The following is a 22,870-nucleotide window of genomic DNA, read 5'->3' as shown; positions in this document are numbered from 1 at the left end:
TGTCACTTGAACGTTACACTAATAACCTGGGTTTTGCTCCAGTTTAGCGTCTTTGTTTATTTGGATATCTGTTAGGGGAATGGGCAGTAATAAGTTAGTTGCGGTTAGACCGGTAATTGGTTTTTGCGCATCGTTTGAGTTTAATCTCAAAGAACGTTCAACCAAAGTTCCGGTCCGCATTAAAGTCATCCGGCGATTTTCTTCAGCTACCAATTCGCGGGCACGCTCGTCTAAAATGAAGTTTAAATTCATATCAGAAGCACTTACCTGGGCAGCATTGGCGCGGGTACGTAAAACGTTGATGGAGTTAGCGGCATCAGCTAATTTACCTTGTTTAACCTGAGCCTCGGCAAGTAATAAGTAGGTTTCGCCTAAACGCATCATGATGAAATCTTTTATCATAGCATAACCAAAGGTATCATTAGGGTCAAAAGCGCCCCATTTGGTTGTGCTTGGGCAAATACGGAATAAAGTATCTGCACCGGTAAAAGGTACCTGCTTACCAATTAAAGCAGGGTATGCCGGATCGTTATAGTAGTAGCGACGCTTGATACTGTATTGTGAATTACGAATATCATTACCTTTATACAAGCCATACAGGACCCAGTTGCTCAGCCTTAAGCGGGCAATACCACGACCGCCTAAAGAATCGGCCAAAGCCATACCAGGTATTTGATAATAGGCCGCACCAAATACACGGCGCTGCTGTGCAGCATCTACGTTGCCACCAATCACCGAGTTCGGATTTTCTTGCTCCAACACCCAGATCGCTTCGCTGTTACCTTGCGAACGGCGTTGGTTGCCATAAACAAACATATCAGAATAATAATCGCCGGCACCACCTGCACGTACACCGTAACGAGAGCGGATCAGGTTAAATTTACCGCTGCTGATGATGCTTTGTGCCGTTTGCTCTGCCAGATCGTTTTTACCCATACGCAAATATACTTCGGCCAACAATTGCATAGCCATATACTTGTTAGCGCGGCTTACTGGTTTACCAGCGGCATTTACACGATTGCCAACCGCATTTAAATCAGGTAGGCCTGAAGCAGCAAATGTTAAGTCGTTAACGATTTGTGTATTCACTTCGTCGAGTGAATTACGAGTAAAATCGGTTTTAGGCCCGGTGATTGACTTAGTAATTAATGGTACACGACCGTAAAGCGTTGCCAATGTGTTATATGCATAAGCACGGAAAAATTTGGCCTCTGCTTCAACCAGTCGCTTACCCACCGCGCCAACTCCATTGGCAGATGTCAGTCCATCGAGGATAATATTGCTATTGTTAATCAAAGCATAGTAACGACCCCAAGCAATAGAGGATCCACGGTCGGTAGACGTAAGTTGCTGATAGTTATAATAAGGCACTTCTACCCCTTGCTGATTTGCGGTGGCATTAGCAACATCAGTACCAACTTGCCAAACGCTTGGCCAGCCTTGATCGCTCGACCAGGTAAGTGTTCCGGTTTGGTATTGGTAAAGTCCTATAAGCGAAGCTTCGAACCCTAAAGAATCGGTAACTGTTAGAGGAGAATATGAAGAATATGGCTTTTCGTCGAGAAAACTCTTTTTGCAAGAAGACGCACCCAATAAAAGTGCAGACGCAACGCCCAATATGATAGAAAACTTTTTCATGTCTTTATTAAGCTAAATTATTTTAATGAAATATTAAGTCCCAGTACAAAAGTACGGGTAACAGGATAGTTATTACTGAAATCGGCAGCGAACGCAGCTTGGTTATTACCAGAGTTGCCGCTACCACGAGTGTAATAAGTTTGTTCCGGGTCCCAACCTATCCATTTAGTCCAGGTGTGTAAATTACGACCACTTGCATATACGCTTAAAGTTGACAAACCGAGTTTGTTAGCAATACTTTGAGGCACGGTATAGTTAAGCGTTATATCCTTTAGCCGAGTATAGCTTGCATTGTGGGGATAACCATATCCACGAGTATTGGTATATGATAAAGACTGGAAGTCCTGGCTACCATTAGTAGGCGTCCAGTAACCAATCTCGGCAGGTGTATTACGACGACCAGCCTCATCAGCATAGTTGTAATCGGCATTGTTTTTCAGCATGCCTTGTGCAGTTTGAATAAAAACGGTTAAGCTTAAATTATTATACCTAAACGTATTTGAAAAGCCACCGGTCCATTTTGGTGCAGTTTGACCTAATATAACGCGATCATCAGGAGTAATTTTACCATCACCGTTAGTATCAGCAAATTTTAAATCACCTGGCTTAGCACCCGGATCTTGCTTAGAAGCATCTTCGCCAGTTTGCCAAACACCAACCATTTTATAATCATATATTACACTGATTGGAGAACCGATAAACCAGCGGTTACCTAAGTCGCTCTGCTGGTCGCCGTACAAATCAACAATCTTGTTTTTATTGGCTGCAAATACGATGTTACTTTCCCAGGCAAATTTCTTAAACTGAACGTTTTTAGTATTCAAAGTTACCTCAATACCGCGGTTACGTGTTTTACCTAAGTTATCTAAAACCCTGCCGTAGCCTGTAATTGCTGGTAACGCTCTTGAAAGTAATAAGCCATTGTTAGCGCTATTGTAAACATCAATATTACCAGTTATGCGGTTATTTAATACTGCGAACTCTAAACCTATGTTAGTTTGTTTGGTGGCTTCCCACTGTAAATTAGCGTTACCCAAGTTACCGGCTTGCAAACCAATATAACTTACACCGTTGAATGGAAAGCGTGTGCTGCCGTCAGTTGTTATAGTACCATATACACTAATACCCTCGTTACCGGCTTTACCGTAAGAGCCGCGTAACCTTAAAGTATTTACAAACTTTACATTCTTCATAAATGCTTCGTTGCTGATATTCCAAGCCAACGCAGCTGAGTAAAATGTACCAAACTTGCTGGTGTTGGCACCGAATACTGAAGAACCATCACGACGAACGGTACCTGTAATTACATAACGCTGATCATACGAGTAAACTAAACGCGCCATCTGGTAATTAAGCGCATAGCGGTCTGAATAAGAACTTGCTGTTTGAGTTGCACCTGCACCAATGTTATTATAAGATAAAGCATCGTTTACAAAATTGGTTGCACCTGCAGTTGCACTAACATAACGGCGGCGTTGAGCACCGTACAAACCGGTAAAATCTACACGGCTTTTTCCAAAGTCGCGTACATAAAGCAACAGATTATCAAGTGTGTAACCTGTAGTTTCGGTGTTGGTAGCAGTAGCTGATCCTAATGGGGTATTTGCTAAACGACCGCTGTAGTAGTTGTAACGGGTTGGCAGGTAGTTGTAACCAACATTTAAACGATATTTTAGACCTTTAATTAAACCGCCAAATTTCACCTCTGCATAGCCATTACCCACCACATTAACACTGCGATTTACCACGTCAGTATTTAACCCTAAGAAAGGGTTAGTATATAATTGCTCAGGGGCTTGCGGGTAAATAGCGTAAGTACCATCGGCGTTATAAATGTTTCCATAAGGGCTCATAGCGGTGGCAAACAATAGGTTTACACGGCCGCCATCATAGTTGTTATTAGTTACGAAAGCTGAAGTACCTACTGATAAAAACTTAGTTACATTAACATCTAAATTAGAACGAATACTTACGCGTTGATACTGATAACCTTGCAAAACACCTTTTTGCTTCAGGTAATCACCAGATAAAAAGTATTTCACATCCTCACTGCCGCCTTGTACACTCAGGTTATGATCTTGCATATAACCCTGCTGGCTAACGGCGTCTAACCAGTTGGTGATGTTACCCGCAGCATAATTTGCACGTTCGCCGTTGTTGTAAACCGGTTCTGTAAACTGCTGCTTTAAATTATTTTGCGATAGATAATCCAAATACTTTTGTGTAAAAGAAGCAGGGTCGCGCGGCTCCAATTTATGCGCATAATTTTCCCAACCGCCATAACCGCTGTACCTAATCACTGGCTTACCACTTGCACCTCTTTTGGTGGTTATAATAATTACGCCGTTTGATGCATTGGTACCATAAACTGCCGCTGCTGATGCATCCTTCAATATCTCCATCGATGCTATATCGTTAGGATTAATATCGTTCAACGAACCGCCTGATTTGCTTAGAGGAATACCATCTACCACGACAAAAGGTGAGTTGCCGGCCGATATTGAATTTTGACCACGAACCTGCACCGATGGTTGTGTACCTGGAACCGAAGAACTGGTAACAACGTTAACCCCAGGTACAGCACCTTCTAATGCCTGCAATACGTTGGTTACCGGCAATTGAGATAAACGAGACTTAGGTACTGAGGTAACTGAACCGGTAACATCTGAGCGTCTTTGATTACCGTAACCAACTACAACCACATCGGTAAGTTGCTTGCCGCCATCGGCCAAGTTTGCTTCTACTTGATTGTTTGAAGCACTAACCTTCACACTCTTTGATACCATGCCAGTAAATGAAATAACCAACGTAGCTGGTGAGCTTAAATTGATTTTAAAACTACCGTTTACATCAGCTACAGTTCCTTGTTGGGAACCCTCTACCTTGACAGTAGCACCAGGCAAAGGAATGTTTTTCAAATCTAATACCCTACCTGTTACAGTATAGGAGCTTTGGGCAAAAGCTGCAGGTACTATGCCTGCTAATGCAACGCTAAATAATAGCGTAAGTAAAATGAGATTAGTAAAATTTTTTCTCATACATTAATTGTTTAGATGAATTGGTTTTTAAAATATGCACACTTATCAATTACCAGAATAGCCTCGTTTTGGCTGCCTGATAACTTAATATGGCACTGTTAATTATTAAGCTATGTTATAGGTTTAAACGTTCGCTTGGTTTAACGATGGCGCTCTAATTAAGACGAAGTAAGCGGTAATTAGCGTAGACAAAGGGGGGTAAAACCATAAAATATAGGGGGTAAATTAGTTTTATATACTTATTTACCCCTCTCAGTAAGTATGCAGCTCACATACTTACCATGCCGGTTTTAATTTGTAGCAATAAAATGCTCACCATGCAACATGCTGTTTTAAAAAAGTAATCTCGAATGGGAATACTTTGATAAGTATGCCATTAGTTAGACTGATTCATCCGATAAGATATCTGAAACGTAGCACGGTGCTTTTTTATAAATTCGGAGGGATTGACACCAAACTGCTTATTGAAGTGCTCGCGAAAATACTTGATGTCATTAAACCCTGCCTGGTAAGCGGCTTCGTTTACATTGCAATTGGTATGAATTAATAATTCGGCTGCTTTGCGTAAACGCACGAACCTGATGAAATTATTGACCGATTGCCCGGTGATTAGCTTAATACGTTTAAACAACGTAGGATAGCTCATACCTACTTTTTTTGATAGCATTTCCACGTCGAAATTATGGTCAATCAAATGCTGCTCAATAACACTGATACAGTTGTACAAAAAGTCTTTATGTTCTTCGGATATATTACGCACATTATTTTTGAGCGTAATTTCTTTATAAAAGTAGTTTTGTAATTCGGCCCTGCTGCGCAGTATACTTTTTACCTTAGCTATCAGTATCTCCTTTTCAAAAGGCTTACTTAAAAAGTCAACAGCGCCCTCTTCAATACTCTTAATCATAATGCCGGACGTCGCATCGCCGGTTAATAAAATAACCGGAATATGATTAATAGATGTATCCTGCTTTATGGCTTTGCAAAGTTCCAACCCGCTCATCTCCCCCATAACAATATCACTGATCACCATATCGGGCAGATATTTTTTGATGATTTCCAAACCCTGCTTACCCGAACAGGCTTCAAGCACATTATAGTCTTGATTAAATACTTTTTTGATGTAATCTCTAATCTGTTCATTATCATCAATAATGAGAATGGATAGTTTGTTAGATAACAATAACTCCAAATTAACAGTTTCCGCTTCCTGTACTACCGCTTCACGATTGTTATAGTCAATCAATTCAGTAATAGGATTAGCATCAAAAATCACGTTCTCGCAAACTTCCTCGAGCGTAAAATGCTTTTTTCCTTTGGGTATGCTCAACGTAAAAGTAGTGCCGCCGTTAGGGTTGTTGCAATAATTAATACTGCCGTGATGTGCTTCAATAAAAACCTTAACCAAATACAAACCTATTCCAAATCCGGTTTTAAAATAGTTACTGTCTTTTGCCTGGTAAAACTTATTAAAAAGCTTATCGCCAACATCTTTACTAATACCTATGCCGTTATCAGCAATGGTAAAAAACACATTGCCATCATCTTCATCGAGCGTTATTACAATACTGCCGCCATCGGGCGTAAATTTTATTGCATTTGAAATTAAATTGAATAATGCGATCTCTATTTTTTCACGGTCAGCATATATTTCAACGCTTTCAGCCTTAAAATCAAGCGTGTAACTAATTTTTCTAATTTTTGCCTGCTGAGCAAAGCAAACAAACACATCGTTACACAGCGTCACAAAATCTACCCTGCTTGCCTTAAGCTGTGTATTTTCAGTTTCTGTTTTGCGAAATAATAATAGATGGTCAACCATCCCTAACAGGCGGCGCGCATTACGGTAAATTACGTTTAGTTCATCAGCATTGCTCTTATTTTGATTGAGCAAATCTTTTATCGGATTAATGATGAGGGTAAGCGGCGTTCTGAATTCGTGCGAAACATTGGTAAAGAATGCCAGCTTCTTTTCATTCAATTCCTTTTCTCTTTCAACGCGAAGGTTAGCAATTTCAACCTCGTAAGTTAATTTTAGCTGCCGCTTGCGGTAGTAACCAAAAGCGTATGCACTTAAACCAAAAACAGTAAGATAGCCAAGATAGGCCCACCACGTACGGTACCAAGGTGGCAATACGGTTATTTTAATAACTAATGGTTCACTACTCCACGTCCCCTCGGTATTGGTTGCTTTAATTTTAAGTGAATAGTCACCTTCGGTAAGCCTGCTAAAATATGCAGAGGTTGATTTGCCTACGTAATTCCATTCATGATCCCATCCTTCTAAATAGTATGCATAACTAATTTTTTCGGGATAGGAGTATTCAAGTGCCGTAAAACTTATGGAAATTGTTGCCTGATTGAAGGGTATTTTAATGTGCTTTACCGTGTTAAGTGATTGCTGGTCTGCATAACCGGTTCTGTTTAAAGGCACGTTGCTTACCTTAAAATCTGTTAACTGCACACGAGGCTGGTGTACATAAGCCGATACGCTATCCGGGTTAAAAAGATTAAATCCTTTTATACCGCCAAAAAGCATTTGCCCCGATTGTAGCCTCAACGCAGCATTATACATAAACTGGTTACTCTGCAAGCCATCAGAAGCAAAATAGTTGATAAAGCTGCGCTTAGCCTGTACAAACTTCGAAAGTCCGTTATAAGTACTGCACCATAAATTATTTTTGTTGTCAATCAAAATATTCAGTACAGTGTTGCTGGGCAATCCCTCATTTTCGGTATACCGGATAAATTGATGGGTTTGCCTGTTAAACTTTAACAATCCACCGCCCTCTGTACCAATCCATAATTGATGAAGGCTATCTTGCGCAATAGCCCTTATGGCCTGCCCGATAAAATAATACCGGTGTTTTTTTTGCTTAGTATCAATATTGATAAGGTGGGTGTAATTTCCTCCCCAAAGTTCTCCCTTATCATCTTCAAAAAGGGTGTGTATATCAACCAGCCTTTTATCAAATATCTCAAAGCTATCAAGCTTTCTATTGTATAAATATAATGCTCCACCCCAGGTGCTGCCTGCCCATAGCCGGTGTTTAGCATCTTCGTACAGCTTCCAGATATTACGCTCCTCTACTTTGGTGCCGAGTTCAAAACAGGGGTAATGCCTAAAGCCGTGAGCTGACTTATCAAACGCATCAATACCGCCGTTAAAAGATGCCACCCAGATTTTATTGGTGTAGTCTTTTATTACACTGACTACAAAATTACTGCTAATACTGCCCGCAGCAGGATGGTGATCGTAAGTTTGATAAGTATTATTTTTTGTGTTCCAGTAACTTATACCACGACCGTCTGTACCAATCCACACATTATGCAGTTCGTCTTCGCAAAATGAACGGATAAAGTTATTAGGGACACTGTTTTTGTTGAAAGCATCGTGATTATAAAGCCTGAACAAATTGATATTTTTATCAATTACATTGATGCCGCCACGCAGGGTAGCTATCCATTTCCGACTTTCGTTATCTTCGAAAACTACAGATACTGCTCCACTTTTTAAATCGTAGCGGGACTCGCCGGGCAGTATTGCACTTAAAGACTGACTTTGTTCGTTCCAAATATTGATACCGGACCCATTGGTAGATATCCACATGCTGCCGTTAGCGGTTAAGAGCAAATTCGATATGTTTCCGGCAACAAGCTTTCGCTTGGAGTTTTCAAACAAGCCGACTTTTTTGCTGATTCGATTGTAAATGTATAATCCGTTGGCACTACCTATCCAAATGTTGTTATGCACGTCTGCGGCCAGGCAACCTGCCGTTATAACTTCACGGTTTATGATCGTGATTTTGTTTTTTGCAGCATCGTAACAACCAAGGCCTACCCCATTTATAAACACACACAAGCGGTTAGTCCGGTCAAACGTCATGCATTGCACAGTATTGCCCAAGCCAACATTTATGGCAACACCTACAGTATCATGGGGGCTAAACTTTAGCAGCGCAGTTTGGCTGGTAGCCGCGTATACGTTCCCTTTGGCATCACTCAGTATTTCGTTGATATCGAAGTTGACTTTTATACGCCTTTTATTCTCGTCCAGATAATACAAGCTATGAAACTCAGAATCGGTGTAGTCAAAGTAACACATCCCCTTTTCGGTACCTGCGTAAATACGATTACCTACTGCACGTACCGCTTTGGTGTGGTTGTTTACCAATGATTTTGCGTTTCCCCAGATATTTTTAAAAGTTTTAAACTCATAACCATCATAACGGTTAAGCCCGTCATAAGTACCTATCCAAATAAAGCCATATTTATCCTGAGCTATACAAGTGGCTGAGTTGTTTGATAATCCGTTTTCAATACCTAAATATTTTACCGGAACAGGCGAGGCATAGCCTGCTGCTGCACACAAAAAACCGAACAAAAAAAGAAGATATTCTTTAAATCCTTTTAAGGGTAACGAATTCAAGATATTTATAATTGGTAAGACAAATTTAAACAAACATTTCAGGTCAGCTAAATAATAAACTCTATATACTTTTAAAGCTTCGACCATTTGATGTGCCGTGCACGAAAAAGGTTGTATACCGAGATACTGCCTGGAAACAAATGTAACGAAACTATTACAAGCTTACATTAACCTAAACATGCTTTATCGTTAGCTTTGATTAAAACCCAACCATGGAGCCTAACCCCATCAAAAAAGAAGACATCAAGCAAGAAGTATTTGACTTGTATGACGATTATGCACATAGCCGCTTAAACCGGCGAAATTTTGTGCAGCAGTTATCAGCCTATGCTGTAGGCGGCTTAACCGTACCCGCACTACTCAGTTTTTTAATGCCCGATTACAAGGGCAATATTTTAGTTGAACCAGATGATCCGCGTTTAAAATCAGAATATATCACTTACTCTTCTCCTAAAGGCGGCGGCACCATTAAGGGGTTACTATCTGTGCCGGCCGATCATAAAAAGAAATTGGGCGGCATTGTAGTAGTGCACGAAAACCGTGGCTTAAATCCCTATATTGAAGACGTAGCCAGAAGAGCAGCGCTGGCAGGTTTTGTTACCCTGGCTCCTGACGCCTTAAGCCCGCTGGGCGGCTATCCTGGCAATGACGATGAAGGGCGTAACATGCAAGCCAAACGTGACAAAGGCCAGATGGAAGAAGATTTTATTGCAGCTTACGATTACCTGAAGCACGATAAAGACTGTAACGGCAAAATAGGCGTAGTTGGCTTTTGCTTTGGCGGTGGTATAGCCAACATGATGGCTGTGCGGATTCCGGACCTGGCGGCAGCCGTACCGTTTTATGGCAGCCAGCCGGCCATTGCTGATGTTCCTAAAATGAAGGCGCCCTTACAGTTACATTATGCCTCACTGGATACCCGGATTACCGGCGGCTGGCCTGCTTATGAAGCTGCATTGAAAGAAAATGGCAAAAAATACCAGGCTTTTATCTACGAAAACGTAAACCACGGCTTTCATAATAACACCACACCACGTTATGATAAAGCGGCTGCCGACCTGGCCTGGCAACGTACAATTGATTTTTTTAAAGAAAACTTGAAGTAACAAAACAGTGTCTGCTTTTTAAGCTTGATTTACTTTTGTTAATAATTACAATCGATCACTAAAAATTATAAACCTAAAATAGAGCCACTTATCTCAATTTTATCACATGTTAAAAAAAACACTGGCAAAATAAATTTAGAATGCTACCTTTGCGCCTACAAAATTCAGACGTAGATAATACTTTAAACAAAACTACGGCTAATAATAAGCGAAAGTAGCTCAGTTGGTAGAGCACGACCTTGCCAAGGTCGGGGTCGCGAGTTCGAATCTCGTCTTTCGCTCACAAAACAACAAAGCCTTCCTGCAAAACAGGAAGGTTTTGTTATTTAACATGGTTTTTAAACTCGCAATGGTACGGTCGGGCTTTAGCTACCTGCACCATCCATGCCTGGAGGCGGGCCACCAAAGCCACCACTCCTTGGCCCACGCATACCACCTGGCCCCTCGCCCACGTTAGGTCGTTTACCTGCAAACTTTTGCAAACGCAGGGTAAACGTAAGCAGATAATATCTCCCTAAACGGTTACTTTGGGTTTGAGTAATATAACTGCTGGATTGTGTTGTGCTGAAGCCCGTGTTCTGGTTAAACAAATCAAACGCCGATAGACGTAACGCCCCCATATTTTGTTTCAAAAACTTCTTTTCGATATAAGTATTCAGGATGTTAGGATTGGTAGAGCCGGTATAGCCATAATACAGGCTCTTGGTGTAATCGTAACTAAACGTCCAGGTTGGGCCAAAGTAGTTTTTACCCGTAATGCCTAAGCTAAGTGTGCGGAAGCTGTTGTTAATATTGTTTTGAGGCAGCGAGTTGTTAGTGCGGGTAATGCTGTAGCTGGCATTCAATTCGGCATCAATAACGTTGGTTATATCTGTACGGAATTTAGTGCCTTGCGTTAGTGTCAAACTTTTGCCTATATTTTTTTCGGTCGTCATAGCATAAGTATCTTCTGCCACGTTACTGATGTAAGATATGTTATTGGCATAAGACATATTACCGTTGAACATCAAGGTATACCGGCGTTGCTGCCAGGGTTTAGCATAAGTATAACCACCCTGCGCCGAGTAAAAGCCATCGGCATTTAAATATTGAGTAAGTATGCGGCCTGCCAGCTGGCTGTTTGGCGTATACTTGGCCGGGTAAGTGATGGTATTGGCTACAATCTTATCGCTGGTTTTATTAAATGACAAATTTGCAAATAATACATTGCCCGACTGAAAATCAAATTGATTGTAACGCAAGGACACACTATTGTTAAATTCAGGCTTTAAAGACGGGTTACCCTGAACCGGGTATTGCGCATTAGAAAAATCAATAACAGGCTGTAAAGTAGTATATGTTGGCTGGTTACTGGCGCCGCTGTAGTTAAAACTGAACGACTGGCTGCGCGAGGCATTATAAATAAACCTTGCGGTAGGTGCAAAATTGAAAGTTGAGATACTTGTATTTACGCCTGTTGACGGCGAATAACCGGTAAGCAGAGAGGGCTGCGCCGCAAGGCCCAAAACATAGTTATACTTTTTCTCAATAAACCGGTAATTTAAACCAACACGGTTTGTAATAAAATTGAAGGTGTAGTTATTGCTTAATAAATCGTACCTGTTGCGGATGTTAGCGGCAGTTAGGGTATCGGTTGCTTTATCTGATGTGGTATGAGCATAATGATAGGCATAATTAAGCTCTAAAAAAGAACGTCTGCTTAGCGGCTCAATATACGACATTGTAGCACCCACACTATCCAGTTTAACGTTGGTATTAATCAACTGGTTGGCAGGCACAGTACCCTTGCCCGATGTATAATTGTAAACCGGGTTTTGTGTTTGGGTCAACTCGGTTGAACCGGCACTGGCATTGACACTAAAGTTACGGCCGTGTGAGTTAAATTTGTGATTGTACAACACATTACCACCCAAATTGGGCGCCGACGAGTTTAAGGCCGATAACAAAGAGTAATTGCTTACTACATTATTGTTGCGGGTAAGGTTACTGGTTTGCGATAAATCGGTGTTTACACCGGCGTACGAAAACGTAGGTAATATTTTCAGATAATTCACGGTGTCAATCTTATACTCGATGTTAAAATTGAACCGGTGATTGGCTTTACTATCAGTTTGGTTGCTGCTCAGCGTATTGATACTCGGCAGCGTAAGTGAGGTGTTGTTTTGTATGGTTGAACTTAATGTACGAACGGTGTTATCAGAAAAGCTATAGCTACCGTAAGCTGATATTTTTTTGCCCCACTGGTCGCGGTAATTTAAACCTAAAGAGCGAGTAGTAGTGATACCATCGCTGCTTCCAGCTGTGGTAGCACCGCCACCCTGCCGTCCGCCTCCACCGCCGGGGCCACCACCACGCGGGCCACCTGCCCCAAAGCTGAATAAACTGGTATTGGTATTATTAAAGTTGGCCAAAGCCGCAATCTGCCGGTCGCCTTTAAAATCAAATAAATTACCAGAGGCTACATACCTGTTCGACTCATCTTTACCGGCCAGCGCTTTCTGTGCATCCGAGCCATCGCCTACGGTTCCCTGGCCAAAGTAGCCGTAGTTTTTGTCGGGCCTGATTGTGATATTTAAAATCTTTTCGGGCTCGCCTGTTTTAATGCCGGTCAGGTTGGCCTGATCGCCGTAATCATCAATCAACTGGATGTTTTGCACCACATCGGCAGGCAGGTTTTGGGTAGCTGTTTTTACATCGCCGGTAAAAAAATCTTTACCGTTTACCCGTACCTTGGTCACACTTTTACCTTGCGCGGTTATATTACCGCTTTTATCAACGTCCACACCGGGCAGCTTTTTAATCATATCTTCTACCGGTGCACCTTCGCGCACTTTGTAGGCATTGGCATTAAACTCAGTAGTATCACCTTTAAGCTTGATGGGCGTTACGGCATTTACTACAACAGCTTTAAGCTGGTTATCCTCAGTTTTCAAAGTAATCGTTCCTAAGTTACTTTCGCTGCCCGTGTACTGCCTTTTAACGGACTGATAACCGATAGAGCTGATATGTATAGTAAAGCTACCGGCTTTAATACTTGCAAAACTAAAACCACCATTATTATTGGTAATGGTGGTTACGCTGTCTGTTCCGGTTAAAATTTTAATGGTGCTGCCGGGTATGGCCACACCTGTGGTATCCTTTACACTGCCGCTTACGGTACGAGCGGTTTGGCCAATACAGAGATGGGCCAAAAGGCTTAAATAAATAAAGATGGAGATACGTTTCATCGCTTTTGCTTTGCAGCTAACAATGATAGTTCACCTGTTTTGAGAGCGTCCCGGTGGCTGTTGCAGGTGAACCATCTGTTTGATAGCAGGGTGATTATGCTACAAGAGTACCCCGGTCAAAAGCAAATAAAAAATAAAGTATACCACCCGGATTATTGTAGCGACCAGCGGCAACTTTTACGCGACAGCAGTTTTTTTATTACCGACTGATAGATGATTTGAGTTTATGCCAGGTTGAGAATGAGCTCGGCAGTAAAAGAATTATCTTTATTGAAAACATTAAGCTGATGCTTGCCTGGATATAAGATGGCTAAACGCCGGTTTACATTGCTAAGTCCAATACCAGAGCTTTTATCCTTAGATACATCGAGCGGACTGATAGAATTAGTAACCCTGAATTGTAACTGACGTTTAGTTTCATCAACATTCAGCCCAATCAAAATTACCGGGTTTTCGAGCATACCGGTTCCATGTTTAAAGGCGTTCTCTACAAACGGGATCAGCAGCATGGGCTCAATCATAAACATATCGGCGTTACCTGTTACGTTTACCTTAACGGTTACCTCGCTACCAAAGCGAAGCATTTGTAAATTGATATAACTTTTTAGGTATTCAATCTCTTTAGAAAGTAATACCTGGTTATCATCACTTTCGTACAGCATATATCGCATTATCTGCGAAAGGTTAATAATGGCGGGTTCAAGCGTATCAGACTTTTTTCGAGCCAGCGCAACCAGGTTATTCAGCACATTGAACATAAAATGCGGACTAATCTGCGAACGCAAAAAGTTAAGCTCCGTTTTTAAATGGATGGTTTCGCGCTCCTTGAGCAACTGCTCGCGGTTAGCGTTGTCGAGTATCATTTTATAACAGTAACTGCAAAGCAAGGCAATAAGCACACTTAATACTGCCGAGAAGGGCCTTGGCCCCCCACCGCCCGGCGGGCCAAAATGCCTGCCATTACGAGCACCATTTTGGCCGGCACGCGTTAAATCGGGCAAATGACGGGCAGCATCGGGATGATGAAACACGCCTGTAATCAACCACCAGCAAAGACCGTAAACACCAAGCATCAATACCAGCGAAACTATATACCAAGCAAGGCCCTTGCGTTTAAGGATGGGGTACAGCAAATACGTGTGCAAATAAAATACACACAACAATAAGAAATTGGTACTTACTACATTGATGAGAAAGCGGTGATGCGCCGTAGCCGGTATGTTAGCCGGCCGGCCAGTTAAAAAAGGCAGTACCAGCAATAAAAACCACACCAATGCCGGAATCGAATTATAAACCCAGGGTTTACCAATTAACTTATTCATTACTACAAATAAACATACATTTTACGGGTGCTGCATATTAATGAGATAACAGCCCATATTGCCGCGACGAACGCCGGTTCTGATGGTTAACATGCAATGTAACTGTTTTGGTCTACACATTTGGCCGGTACATCTATAACCTGAAAATATAAAGCGCTAAAAAGTTAACTATGCAGTTAACAGCTCATCAAGGGCTCTCATTTATGTATCGCAAAAGTTCTCAAAAGCTATTTAGTGCATCGCAAGAAACTGATTACCTGGCAGGCCATATCCAACGGATAAAACTTAACTGCGTTGATACTGCCCGTATCGATTTAAACTATGTGTCTGTAGTATCACAGCATCAAATAGAACATGATTTATTAATGCCTTTAATCAACGATGCGTTTGAATTTGGCATTCCCGATGTTGAAAAACCCATTATTATTTTCGACCTTCAACTGGAGGACAACCGGCTAACCGTTTGCGTTCATTACAAACGGAACATGGCAGTTTTTGACGAACGTACGCAGGCTACTTTCTTAAGGCTTAGGCGAAAACTGGAAGCGTTATATCCGAATGATTATTTACTTTACCGCGATTACTACCTTGACAATTACTTAGTATTTGCACAAATAAATTTAACCTGATGCGTTGCCTGATTATTGACGATGAGCCTCTGGCGCTCGAACTTTTGGAAGACAATATTAAACAGGTGGAATACCTGCAGTTGACTGGTAGTTGCCGCAACGCCACTCAGGCTATACAGATACTGCAGGAACAAAATATTGACCTGATTTTTTGCGACATTCAGATGCCAGGCATCAGCGGTTTGCAACTGGTAAAAAGTTTAGCCCAAAAACCACTGGTAATTTTTGTGACGGCCTATGAGCAGTTTGCCATTGATGGTTTTGAGCTTGACGTAGTAGATTACCTGCTTAAGCCGGTATCGTTTGAGCGATTTTTAAAAGCGTGCAATAAAGCGCATGCGATGTTCGAGCTCAATAAAAAACAGCCCGAACCAACCGCTACTGATAAGCCGCGCAAGTACCTGTTTGTGTATGCCGATTACAACTTGATTAAAATAAGCCACGACGATATTACCTATATCGAAGGTTTGAAAGACTATGTAAAGCTGTACGCCACCAACTTACCCAAACCCATCCTTTCGCGCATTACCATTAAAGCTTTGGAAGAACAGTTACCTGCCGACCAGTTTTTCAGAGTGCACAAATCATACATTGTAAATCTCGATCACCTGCACTCAATACGCAAGGGGCGGATTAAAATAGGAGATGCAGAAATACCCTTCAGTGAAAATTACAAAGATGCCATCAACCGCATGACGGGCAAAATCCAGTAGCTATTTTTCGGCACAAGGAGGGGTTTGGTCTACACCATGTGGCCCCTTATCTCATTTTTTTCAGACAGACGGTTATATATCGCAACTTGGGCATATTAGCCGCCTGATTGTTGATGATACGATTGTTTATTCACCCCGCATTACTTTTCAATAAAGCCTTCTCAGCTACCTATGCTCAGCGCGGCAAGCTAACCCTAAAAAAGGTGGTAATAGATCACTTTTTTACTAATGGTGTGGATAAAATGCTCGACAGCGTTCTCATCAAATACAAACCGCCTATTTTTTTTGAACGTGAGGCCATACAGCAGTATAACATCAGCGAACGCCTTTTTAACAACACGTTGCTGGACATGATCAGAATGGCCTGCGGCCAGAACGGGCTGTATTATTGGTTCAGAAAACGATGGCACCATTTACATTATGCAAAACCGGATGATTCGGCCCGGTTGCGCAAGCTTAAACAAGCTCGTAACAACATGGCCATTATTAAACCGTAAACGCTCGAACCACCCTAAGGTCCGGCTCAATATTACTCTCAACGTTAAAATTAAAGTAATGCTCAGAACCATAGTTTCGGCCTTTGTGGTTATCATCATCATTGGCTTTATTTTATCTCTTGGCGCCTGTCAGAAAGACGCAACTTCGGAGGTAGCTTCGCAACCTGCAATAGTAAGTTATATTATTCCAAAACAGTCCATCAGTATAGAAGTTTATCAGCGAAAAGGCTTAACCAACCCAGCAAATTACAGTGCATTGATAGCTTAACTCGGCCTGCAGGTAAGCGACGCCAGCAAAACCATTGCATTAATTGAAATGGCTACAATGACCTAAAAGCTAACGCAGTACTAAGCTCGTTTCAAGACATGTTGCTTAGTCTGCATGCTTTAAAATATGCCGGCCTCGGGCCTGGCCGTGCAACAGCACTTCGAGCACCTCGGGCAAAGCTGGTAAATCTATTTCTTGTACAATTTTCTGCAAATTATGCGGCTTCCAACCAGTAGCCAGTAATTGCCATACTTTTTGGCGTACAGGCAGAGGTGCCATAACAGAGTCGATACCGGCAAGCTTAACACCGCGTAATATGAAAGGAAATATACTGGTTTGTAATTCGGGCGATGCTACCATACCACAGCAGGTAACCACACCGCCGTATTGTGCAGCCTTAAGCATACCCGACAAAATACGACCGCTTACCGTATCAATTCCTGCAGCAAAGGCCGGCTTGGTTATTGGCTTGGCATCATAAGCATCTATAAACTCGTCACGGCCCATTATTTCAGTTACCCCTAATATATCCGTTAAAAAAACATCTTCCGTTTTGCCCGAAACTGCCACTACCTGGTAGCCTAATGTAGTTAATATGGATGCAGCAATACTCCCTACCCCTCCGGTAGCACCGCTTACCACTACTGGTCCCGCCGTAGCCTCAATCTGCGCATCAACAACTTCCAGCACGGATAGCCCGGCAGTTAATCCAGCCGTACCAAAAGCCATGGCTTCTTGTAACGATAAGCCTTGGGGCAAGCGAATAGCCCAGTCAGCCGGTATGCGGATGTAACCTGCAAAGCCGCCCCAGGTATTCATGCCCAAATCAAAACCGGTTACAATCACCTCGTCGCCTGCGGCAAAAGCTGAAGTATTAGACTGCATTACAATACCTGCTGCATCAACACCGGGCACATGCGGAAACTTTTTGGTAACGCCCTTATTACCGCTTGCCGACAGCGCATCTTTGTAATTAACAGACGAATATTTCACCTTAATCAGTAAATCACCGATAGGTAATTGCGAGGTCGATAGCTGTTTAATTTCCTTTTTATACGTGCCGTTATCTTCGGTAATCCAGAGGGCATCAAAATTTACTTCCATATTGACGAGCATTGGGTTTTAGAATGCATTGCTGCATCTTACATAAATAAATAACAATAATGGAGAATTGTTATCAACCCACTACCTTAAAATTACATTTGGATTAAATCGTGGTGCTTGCATCAAGTGTCTATTAACATTGTATTGCGCAGGTAAAACAAGTGATGACTTTACTGGTCTTGATGTTAACGATCAATTCTTAAAACGGCCATTCATGAAACTTTATCAACAGGCGTTACAACTCAAAGCGCGAAGGCGCGGTTTTCACATCATCACCACCGAGATACAACAAGCCATGCCGCAACTGCGGGATATCAACGCAGGCATGTGCCAGGTCTTCATCCAGCATACCTCGGCCTCGCTAGCCATCAATGAGAATGCGGACCCGACCGTAAGAGCGGATTTTGAAATGTACTTTAATAAAGCCGTGCCCGAAAACGACCCGGATTACATGCACGACTACGAAGGCTCGGACGATATGCCCGCACACCTGAAAGCGGCTATGCTGGGCGCTTCGGTCATGATTCCCATCCGCAACGGCAGGCTGGCATTAGGCACCTGGCAGGGCATATACCTATGCGAACACCGCAACCATGGTGGCAACCGCAATGTTATGATTACAGCCTGGGGCGAGTAATATTACCGACCTGTTATTGTAACGATTAGCATGACAATGTATAATACCGTAATCTTTTGCACGCAGATGCTTAGCTTTGAATATGCTGAGTGCCATAATTCGTTATTCAGCACCAATCTATTATAAACGCTAAATATCATGCTGTCTTTTAATATCTTCCCGGCAATTTTACTCTGCCTAAGTACTGCCCTACCAAGCGGTAACACTAACCCAACACCTGCATTTCCGACGGCAGAAGGCTTTGGTAAATGGGCTACCGGAGGCCGGGGCGGACAAGTAGTTGCGGTAACCAATATTAACGACAGCGGGGATGGCAGCCTGCGCTGGGCCCTTGAAAAATACCCGGATGAACCCATTACCGTAATTTTTAACGTTTCGGGTATTATTGATTTAAAATCAGATATTAGGATTAAACGGTCGAACGTTACCATAGCCGGGCAAACGGCACCTGGCGACGGCATTTGTTTAAAAAGCCACTCGCTCCGGATAAACGGTGCCAGCGGCCGGGCGGGCGGTAACCATGGCAATATCATTATCCGTTACCTGCGCTCCAGGCCGGGAGGTAAAGAAAAATCGGGTCTGTATGGCATCGACGTAGAAAACTGTCATGATGTAATGATAGATCATTGCTCGTTCGGTTGGGCTAATGAAGAAAATGCAGCACTCTACGATACTAAAAATTTAACCATACAATGGTGTATTAGCAGCGAAGGTTTATACGAAGCCGGACATGCGAAAGGGCACCGTTCGTACAGCGGTGTTTGGGGTGGGCAAAGATCTTCTTTCCATCATAATTTAATTGCAGACAATAACAGCCGTACTGTAAGATTTAATGGCGCGCGGGCGCATGATACCACCGCATTGATTGATTACCGGAACAACGTCATCTTCAACTGGTCGTCGCCCAATGCCTGTTATGGCGGCGAGGTTGAGATACCCAATGGCAAATCAATGATTAACCTGGTAAATAACTATTATTTACCAGGTCCGGCCACACCTGCCGAGTTAAAATTTGTAAAAGCTAACTACACGCCCGAAAAAGCTAAGGGCGTTGGCACTTGGTTTTTGACTGGTAATATAATGCGTGGCTCAAAAGTTTTAACCACAGATAACCGCAAAGGCGTTGATGCCAAAGAAGTACCTGCAGACAAGCAAAAAGACATTTTTACAGCAACTGAGTTTGCTGTAAGCGATGCTATTGCGATGCAGACTGCCGACAAAGCTTTAGGAGCAGTACTGGCTAATGCCGGGGCTACACTGCCCAAACGCGATGCAACCGACCAGCGACTGGTGAAAGAAGCTCAAACTAATCATTGCGAGGGTATGGGCGTTTTAGGTAAACCGGGTATTATTGACGATCCATCGGCAGTTGGCGGCTGGGCTACATACCCATCTAAAGCTCCCGAAAAAGACTCGGACGGCGATGGTATACCTGATGCCTGGGAAACTAAAAACCGATTAGACTCACACAATGCGAAAGACGGCAACAAACTTAACGCAGAAGGCTATACCATGCTTGAAGTTTACCTGAATAGCTTAACCAAATAAGCTATTCAGATTTTCAAAAACCCTTTTAAACTGAGTGTGTGTGTGTGTGTGTGTATACTTTAGACCTTCACTTTCCGCCCCATGGCGTAATTGATGCCGGCTAAAAGATGCTGCAAAAACAGCGGATCTGTATAGGACTCATCGGTGTGACCCAAGGCAGTTGTAAATGCCCTGCCACCATCAAATTCGTGGTACCAGCTCATGGGGTGCATTGCCCCGTTTTTACCGCCAGTATAACTGCTTTCATCCAGCACGAGCACCACATGTATTTTATCTGATATCCATTTAAAGTTGTACCACTCGTCGGTTTTGGTCCATTGCGCGGGCAAATCCTTAGTAAAATCATTGGCAGGGCCGTTTAACTTTAAAACGGCCTGCTGTATTTTGGGATGATTACTAAAGTAAGCGCCTGACAACTCGCCGTACCATGGCCAGTCGTACTCGGTATCGGTAGCAGCATGTACCCCTACATATCCCTTACCCGACCTGATGTATTTTTGAAACTCAGTTTGCTGCCCATCGTTAAGGACGTCGCCGGTTGTATTTAAAAATATCACGGCAGCATATTTTTTCAGGTTGCCGTAAGTAAACTTACTGGCATCGGTTGTAGTATCGGTTTCGAAATTATTTTTTTCGCCAAGCAGCTTAATTGCATTAATACCAGCCCCAATAGATTGATGATGAAAGCCGGCAGTTTTGCAGAATATTAAAACTTTTTGCTTTGCCAGCAGACAGTTACTGCACAGCAAAAAAGCCAGCAGCAGTTTTTGAGATAAAGACATAATTCAGACCTTGGTTGGTACCAAAGCTAAACATATAATTGTAAAGAGCTAACAACAATACATCAGAAATTAATTGGCTCTGATATTACTCGCTATATACTTCCATCATCGGGTTACTCAACCAGTTTAGTCCCTGCTGCACGTCTTTAAACTGTTTGGTTATAACGTCGCTTTTAAAAGCGTTAAAAGTATATTTTGCCGATAAATTACTGAACGTGCAAGTGGAGTGTATCCAGGCTACATGTTTTAATCCGGCCGATTGTGCAACCGGAAACCACTCATCCACAATCCAGTCACAGGCATCCATCCAGCCACCTAAGGTATCGGCATTGTTGTTTAAAATTTTACTGCATTGATGCTCTTGCAGTAGTTGCAGCGCCTTTAGACATCCGTCTCGTACGGTATAGCTATTATGAAAATCCGACCAGTTAAGCACCAGGCATTTTTTCTCTTCATTGAAAGTAATCTCGATAGCCGATTGTTTAAAAGCGAGTAGTTTGCTTTTGCGGCTGAGTTTGGCCATGCCCAAATTAGAAATCGGGAAGCGCATGGTAAACACAGACCCCTGTCCAAAATCGCTCTCAATCCACATGTTGCCGTGGTGCCTGCGGCATACTTCGTTTATTTTGAATAAACCTGTACTCAGGCTGGCATGCTTGCGCTGGTTAATTAAAAAAAACAAGCCCTGCATTTGTTTTGCGCTTAAACCGGCACCAAAGTCTTCTACGCTCAATACTATATTGTGGCTTAGCAGTTCAGACCTTATCACAATGCTGCTACCTGCCGGAGAAAACTTAACTGCATTATCTATCAGGTACTTTAAAGCCAAGGCAATACTATGTTTGTTACCGTAGAAATCTATCTTAATGCTTTGTATAATGATAATATGATGTTGCTGGTACAGGTGCTGTATATCTGCAATCAGTTGCGTTATTAAATCTTCAAAACAAAAAACCTCCATACCGTCGCTGCTGCCTTGCAGGTTATCCTGGTTAATTACACGGCGGTTTACCTCTCTCACTACTTCGTCCAGTTCAGTACTGCATTCGTGCATTAATGCGGCTATGTTCTTAAACTCATTGGCATTAACTATGTCCTGCGTAATAAGTTGTGTTAAACCCAACAAACTGGCAATCGGTTTACGGATGGCATGTGAATTTAAATAAGATATCTCCTTTAACTGGTCAATTTTCTCTAACAGGCCTTCTTGGTTTTGCCTTTCATCAGTAACATCTCTAAAGTGTACAATAATGCCATCATCAACAGGGTACACGCTGCACGAAAACCATTTTTGCAATGGCCAGAAGTAATCTACAAAATCTTCATTAGTACGCTCTAATAGAGCTTTTTCAAAATAATAGTTAAAATCTGAATATCTTATTTCGGGCAATATAGTCCAGATATTATTCCCAATAACACTATCCTGACCATAACCAATCAGCATTTCAGCTGCTTTATTCCAGTAAGTAATGGTCCAGTCAAAATTAATCTGCAAAAAGCCGATCAGTGAGGTTTCTAGAACCTGCATCAGCTTTCTTTGAGTAAGTTCTAGCTTTCCTTCTAATTTTTTATGCTCATCAATATTTTTAGCATATACCATACGGGCAGGTTTGCCCTTAAAGTTTATGGCATAAGAAGTAATTTCTACATATAAAGACGCACCGGTTTTAGTCAAATGCCTAAACTCCCGGCTGTTGGTATTATTTCCCTTAATAGCCGGCAATAATGCATCCAATAGAACAACATCTTCAGGCGGCCTTAAATCTTTGATGGTTTTATTTAAAAACTCGTCGCGGTTATAGCCGTAGCGCTTTAAAGTAGCGTCGTTTACTTCCAGTATCCTTAAATTGTGAATATCAAAAATCCACATCGGTTGAGGGTTAGCATAAAACAGCACCTCGAAACCACTGCCATGAGCTGCAAAGTCCATAT

At 42.3% G+C, this 22,870-nt stretch carries 15 protein-coding genes and 1 tRNA gene; 8 read left to right on the top strand and 8 right to left on the bottom strand.

All coding sequences use genetic code 11. The annotated features are described in order from the left end of the window. Window positions 1-18: 18 nt before the first annotated feature. The 3 genes from AAGR14_RS05770 to AAGR14_RS05760 all read right to left on the bottom strand — a co-directional run bounded on the left by AAGR14_RS05770 (window position 19) and on the right by AAGR14_RS05760 (window position 9,105). Window positions 19-1,638 carry a RagB/SusD family nutrient uptake outer membrane protein gene (locus AAGR14_RS05770; protein ID WP_342647643.1) on the bottom strand — a complete coding sequence of 540 codons (1,620 nt, stop codon included), beginning with the start codon at window positions 1,636-1,638 and terminating at the stop codon, window positions 19-21. Window positions 1,639-1,655: 17 nt separating this feature from the next. Next, a complete protein-coding gene (locus tag AAGR14_RS05765; protein WP_342647642.1) occupies window positions 1,656-4,676 on the bottom strand; it encodes a TonB-dependent receptor in 3,021 nt (1,006 codons plus the stop codon). Between the two features lie 376 nt (window positions 4,677-5,052). Then, window positions 5,053-9,105: a two-component regulator propeller domain-containing protein gene (locus AAGR14_RS05760; RefSeq protein WP_342647641.1), complete on the bottom strand. Its 4,053-nt coding sequence runs from the start codon at window positions 9,103-9,105 to the stop codon at window positions 5,053-5,055. 212 nt (window positions 9,106-9,317) lie between these two features. Between AAGR14_RS05760 and AAGR14_RS05755 the strand changes: the two genes are divergently transcribed. Together AAGR14_RS05755 and AAGR14_RS05750 are read left to right on the top strand one after the other, a co-directional pair. After that, window positions 9,318-10,211: a dienelactone hydrolase family protein gene (locus AAGR14_RS05755; protein WP_342647640.1), complete on the top strand. Its 894-nt coding sequence runs from the start codon at window positions 9,318-9,320 to the stop codon at window positions 10,209-10,211. Window positions 10,212-10,419: 208 nt separating this feature from the next. Beyond that, window positions 10,420-10,492: transfer RNA gene (locus AAGR14_RS05750), tRNA-Gly, on the top strand. Window positions 10,493-10,576: 84 nt separating this feature from the next. On the opposite strand, the gene AAGR14_RS05745 is transcribed toward AAGR14_RS05750, so the two are convergent. Together AAGR14_RS05745 and AAGR14_RS05740 are read right to left on the bottom strand one after the other, a co-directional pair. Continuing rightward, a complete protein-coding gene (locus tag AAGR14_RS05745) occupies window positions 10,577-13,438 on the bottom strand; it encodes a TonB-dependent receptor (protein ID WP_342647639.1) in 2,862 nt (953 codons plus the stop codon). Between the two features lie 224 nt (window positions 13,439-13,662). Further along, entirely contained in the window at window positions 13,663-14,760 is a 1,098-nt protein-coding gene (locus AAGR14_RS05740; RefSeq protein WP_342647638.1) for a histidine kinase, read from the bottom strand. Between the two features lie 203 nt (window positions 14,761-14,963). Here AAGR14_RS05740 and AAGR14_RS05735 point away from each other — a divergent pair, with 203 nt between their 5' ends. The 4 genes from AAGR14_RS05735 to AAGR14_RS05720 all read left to right on the top strand — a co-directional run bounded on the left by AAGR14_RS05735 (window position 14,964) and on the right by AAGR14_RS05720 (window position 16,867). Beyond that, entirely contained in the window at window positions 14,964-15,389 is a 426-nt protein-coding gene (locus AAGR14_RS05735) for a hypothetical protein (protein WP_342647637.1), read from the top strand. After that, window positions 15,389-16,102 (top strand): LytTR family DNA-binding domain-containing protein, encoded by a 714-nt coding sequence (locus tag AAGR14_RS05730; protein WP_342647636.1) that lies wholly within the window; start codon window positions 15,389-15,391, stop codon window positions 16,100-16,102. Before AAGR14_RS05735 ends, AAGR14_RS05730 begins: the two co-directional genes overlap by 1 nt. A gap of 113 nt (window positions 16,103-16,215) precedes the next feature. Then, on the top strand, window positions 16,216-16,599 hold the full coding sequence (locus tag AAGR14_RS05725) for a hypothetical protein (protein WP_342647635.1): 384 nt from the start codon (window positions 16,216-16,218) through the stop codon (window positions 16,597-16,599). A 58-nt stretch (window positions 16,600-16,657) separates the two neighbouring features. Then, the gene (locus AAGR14_RS05720; RefSeq protein ID WP_342647634.1) at window positions 16,658-16,867 is read left to right on the top strand and encodes a hypothetical protein; all 210 of its coding nucleotides are present in this window, start codon (window positions 16,658-16,660) and stop codon (window positions 16,865-16,867) included. 105 nt (window positions 16,868-16,972) lie between these two features. Here the strand turns inward: AAGR14_RS05720 and AAGR14_RS05715 are convergent, their stop codons facing one another. Then, complete coding sequence (locus AAGR14_RS05715; RefSeq protein WP_342647633.1) at window positions 16,973-17,971, bottom strand: YhdH/YhfP family quinone oxidoreductase; 999 nt, start codon at window positions 17,969-17,971, stop codon at window positions 16,973-16,975. A 214-nt stretch (window positions 17,972-18,185) separates the two neighbouring features. On the opposite strand from AAGR14_RS05715, the gene AAGR14_RS05710 reads away from it, so the two are divergent. Both AAGR14_RS05710 and AAGR14_RS05705 read left to right on the top strand, forming a co-directional pair. After that, window positions 18,186-18,608, top strand: a complete 423-nt coding sequence (locus tag AAGR14_RS05710; RefSeq protein ID WP_342648677.1) for a secondary thiamine-phosphate synthase enzyme YjbQ — start codon at window positions 18,186-18,188, stop codon at window positions 18,606-18,608. Between the two features lie 138 nt (window positions 18,609-18,746). Continuing rightward, the gene (locus AAGR14_RS05705) at window positions 18,747-20,156 is read left to right on the top strand and encodes a pectate lyase (RefSeq protein WP_342647632.1); all 1,410 of its coding nucleotides are present in this window, start codon (window positions 18,747-18,749) and stop codon (window positions 20,154-20,156) included. A gap of 59 nt (window positions 20,157-20,215) precedes the next feature. On the opposite strand, the gene AAGR14_RS05700 is transcribed toward AAGR14_RS05705, so the two are convergent. Both AAGR14_RS05700 and AAGR14_RS05695 read right to left on the bottom strand, forming a co-directional pair. Beyond that, window positions 20,216-20,938, bottom strand: coding sequence for a ThuA domain-containing protein (locus tag AAGR14_RS05700; RefSeq protein WP_342647631.1), 723 nt, complete (start codon window positions 20,936-20,938; stop codon window positions 20,216-20,218). An 85-nt stretch (window positions 20,939-21,023) separates the two neighbouring features. Further along, entirely contained in the window at window positions 21,024-22,868 is a 1,845-nt protein-coding gene (locus tag AAGR14_RS05695; protein WP_342647630.1) for a PAS domain-containing sensor histidine kinase, read from the bottom strand. Window positions 22,869-22,870 lie beyond the last annotated feature (2 nt).

Source organism: Mucilaginibacter sp. CSA2-8R (assembly GCF_038806765.1).
GTDB lineage: Bacteria > Bacteroidota > Bacteroidia > Sphingobacteriales > Sphingobacteriaceae > Mucilaginibacter.
This window is presented reverse-complemented; position numbering and strand designations above follow the sequence as displayed.

Bases quoted from the DNA above. Each gene is read 5' to 3' on its own strand.
- AAGR14_RS05695 (WP_342647630.1), bottom strand. From the start codon at position 22,868: ATGGACTTTGCAGCTCATGGCAGTGGTTTCGAGGTGCTGTTTTATGCT.
- AAGR14_RS05755 (WP_342647640.1), top strand. From the start codon at position 9,318: ATGGAGCCTAACCCCATCAAAAAAGAAGACATCAAGCAAGAAGTATTT.
- AAGR14_RS05715 (WP_342647633.1), bottom strand. From the start codon at position 17,971: ATGGAAGTAAATTTTGATGCCCTCTGGATTACCGAAGATAACGGCACG.
- AAGR14_RS05705 (WP_342647632.1), top strand. From the start codon at position 18,747: ATGCTGTCTTTTAATATCTTCCCGGCAATTTTACTCTGCCTAAGTACT.
- AAGR14_RS05745 (WP_342647639.1), bottom strand. From the start codon at position 13,438: ATGAAACGTATCTCCATCTTTATTTATTTAAGCCTTTTGGCCCATCTC.
- AAGR14_RS05730 (WP_342647636.1), top strand. From the start codon at position 15,389: ATGCGTTGCCTGATTATTGACGATGAGCCTCTGGCGCTCGAACTTTTG.
- AAGR14_RS05765 (WP_342647642.1), bottom strand. From the start codon at position 4,676: ATGAGAAAAAATTTTACTAATCTCATTTTACTTACGCTATTATTTAGC.
- AAGR14_RS05725 (WP_342647635.1), top strand. From the start codon at position 16,216: ATGATACGATTGTTTATTCACCCCGCATTACTTTTCAATAAAGCCTTC.
- AAGR14_RS05710 (WP_342648677.1), top strand. From the start codon at position 18,186: ATGAAACTTTATCAACAGGCGTTACAACTCAAAGCGCGAAGGCGCGGT.
- AAGR14_RS05735 (WP_342647637.1), top strand. From the start codon at position 14,964: ATGTATCGCAAAAGTTCTCAAAAGCTATTTAGTGCATCGCAAGAAACT.
- AAGR14_RS05770 (WP_342647643.1), bottom strand. From the start codon at position 1,638: ATGAAAAAGTTTTCTATCATATTGGGCGTTGCGTCTGCACTTTTATTG.
- AAGR14_RS05740 (WP_342647638.1), bottom strand. From the start codon at position 14,760: ATGAATAAGTTAATTGGTAAACCCTGGGTTTATAATTCGATTCCGGCA.
- AAGR14_RS05700 (WP_342647631.1), bottom strand. From the start codon at position 20,938: ATGTCTTTATCTCAAAAACTGCTGCTGGCTTTTTTGCTGTGCAGTAAC.
- AAGR14_RS05720 (WP_342647634.1), top strand. From the start codon at position 16,658: ATGCTCAGAACCATAGTTTCGGCCTTTGTGGTTATCATCATCATTGGC.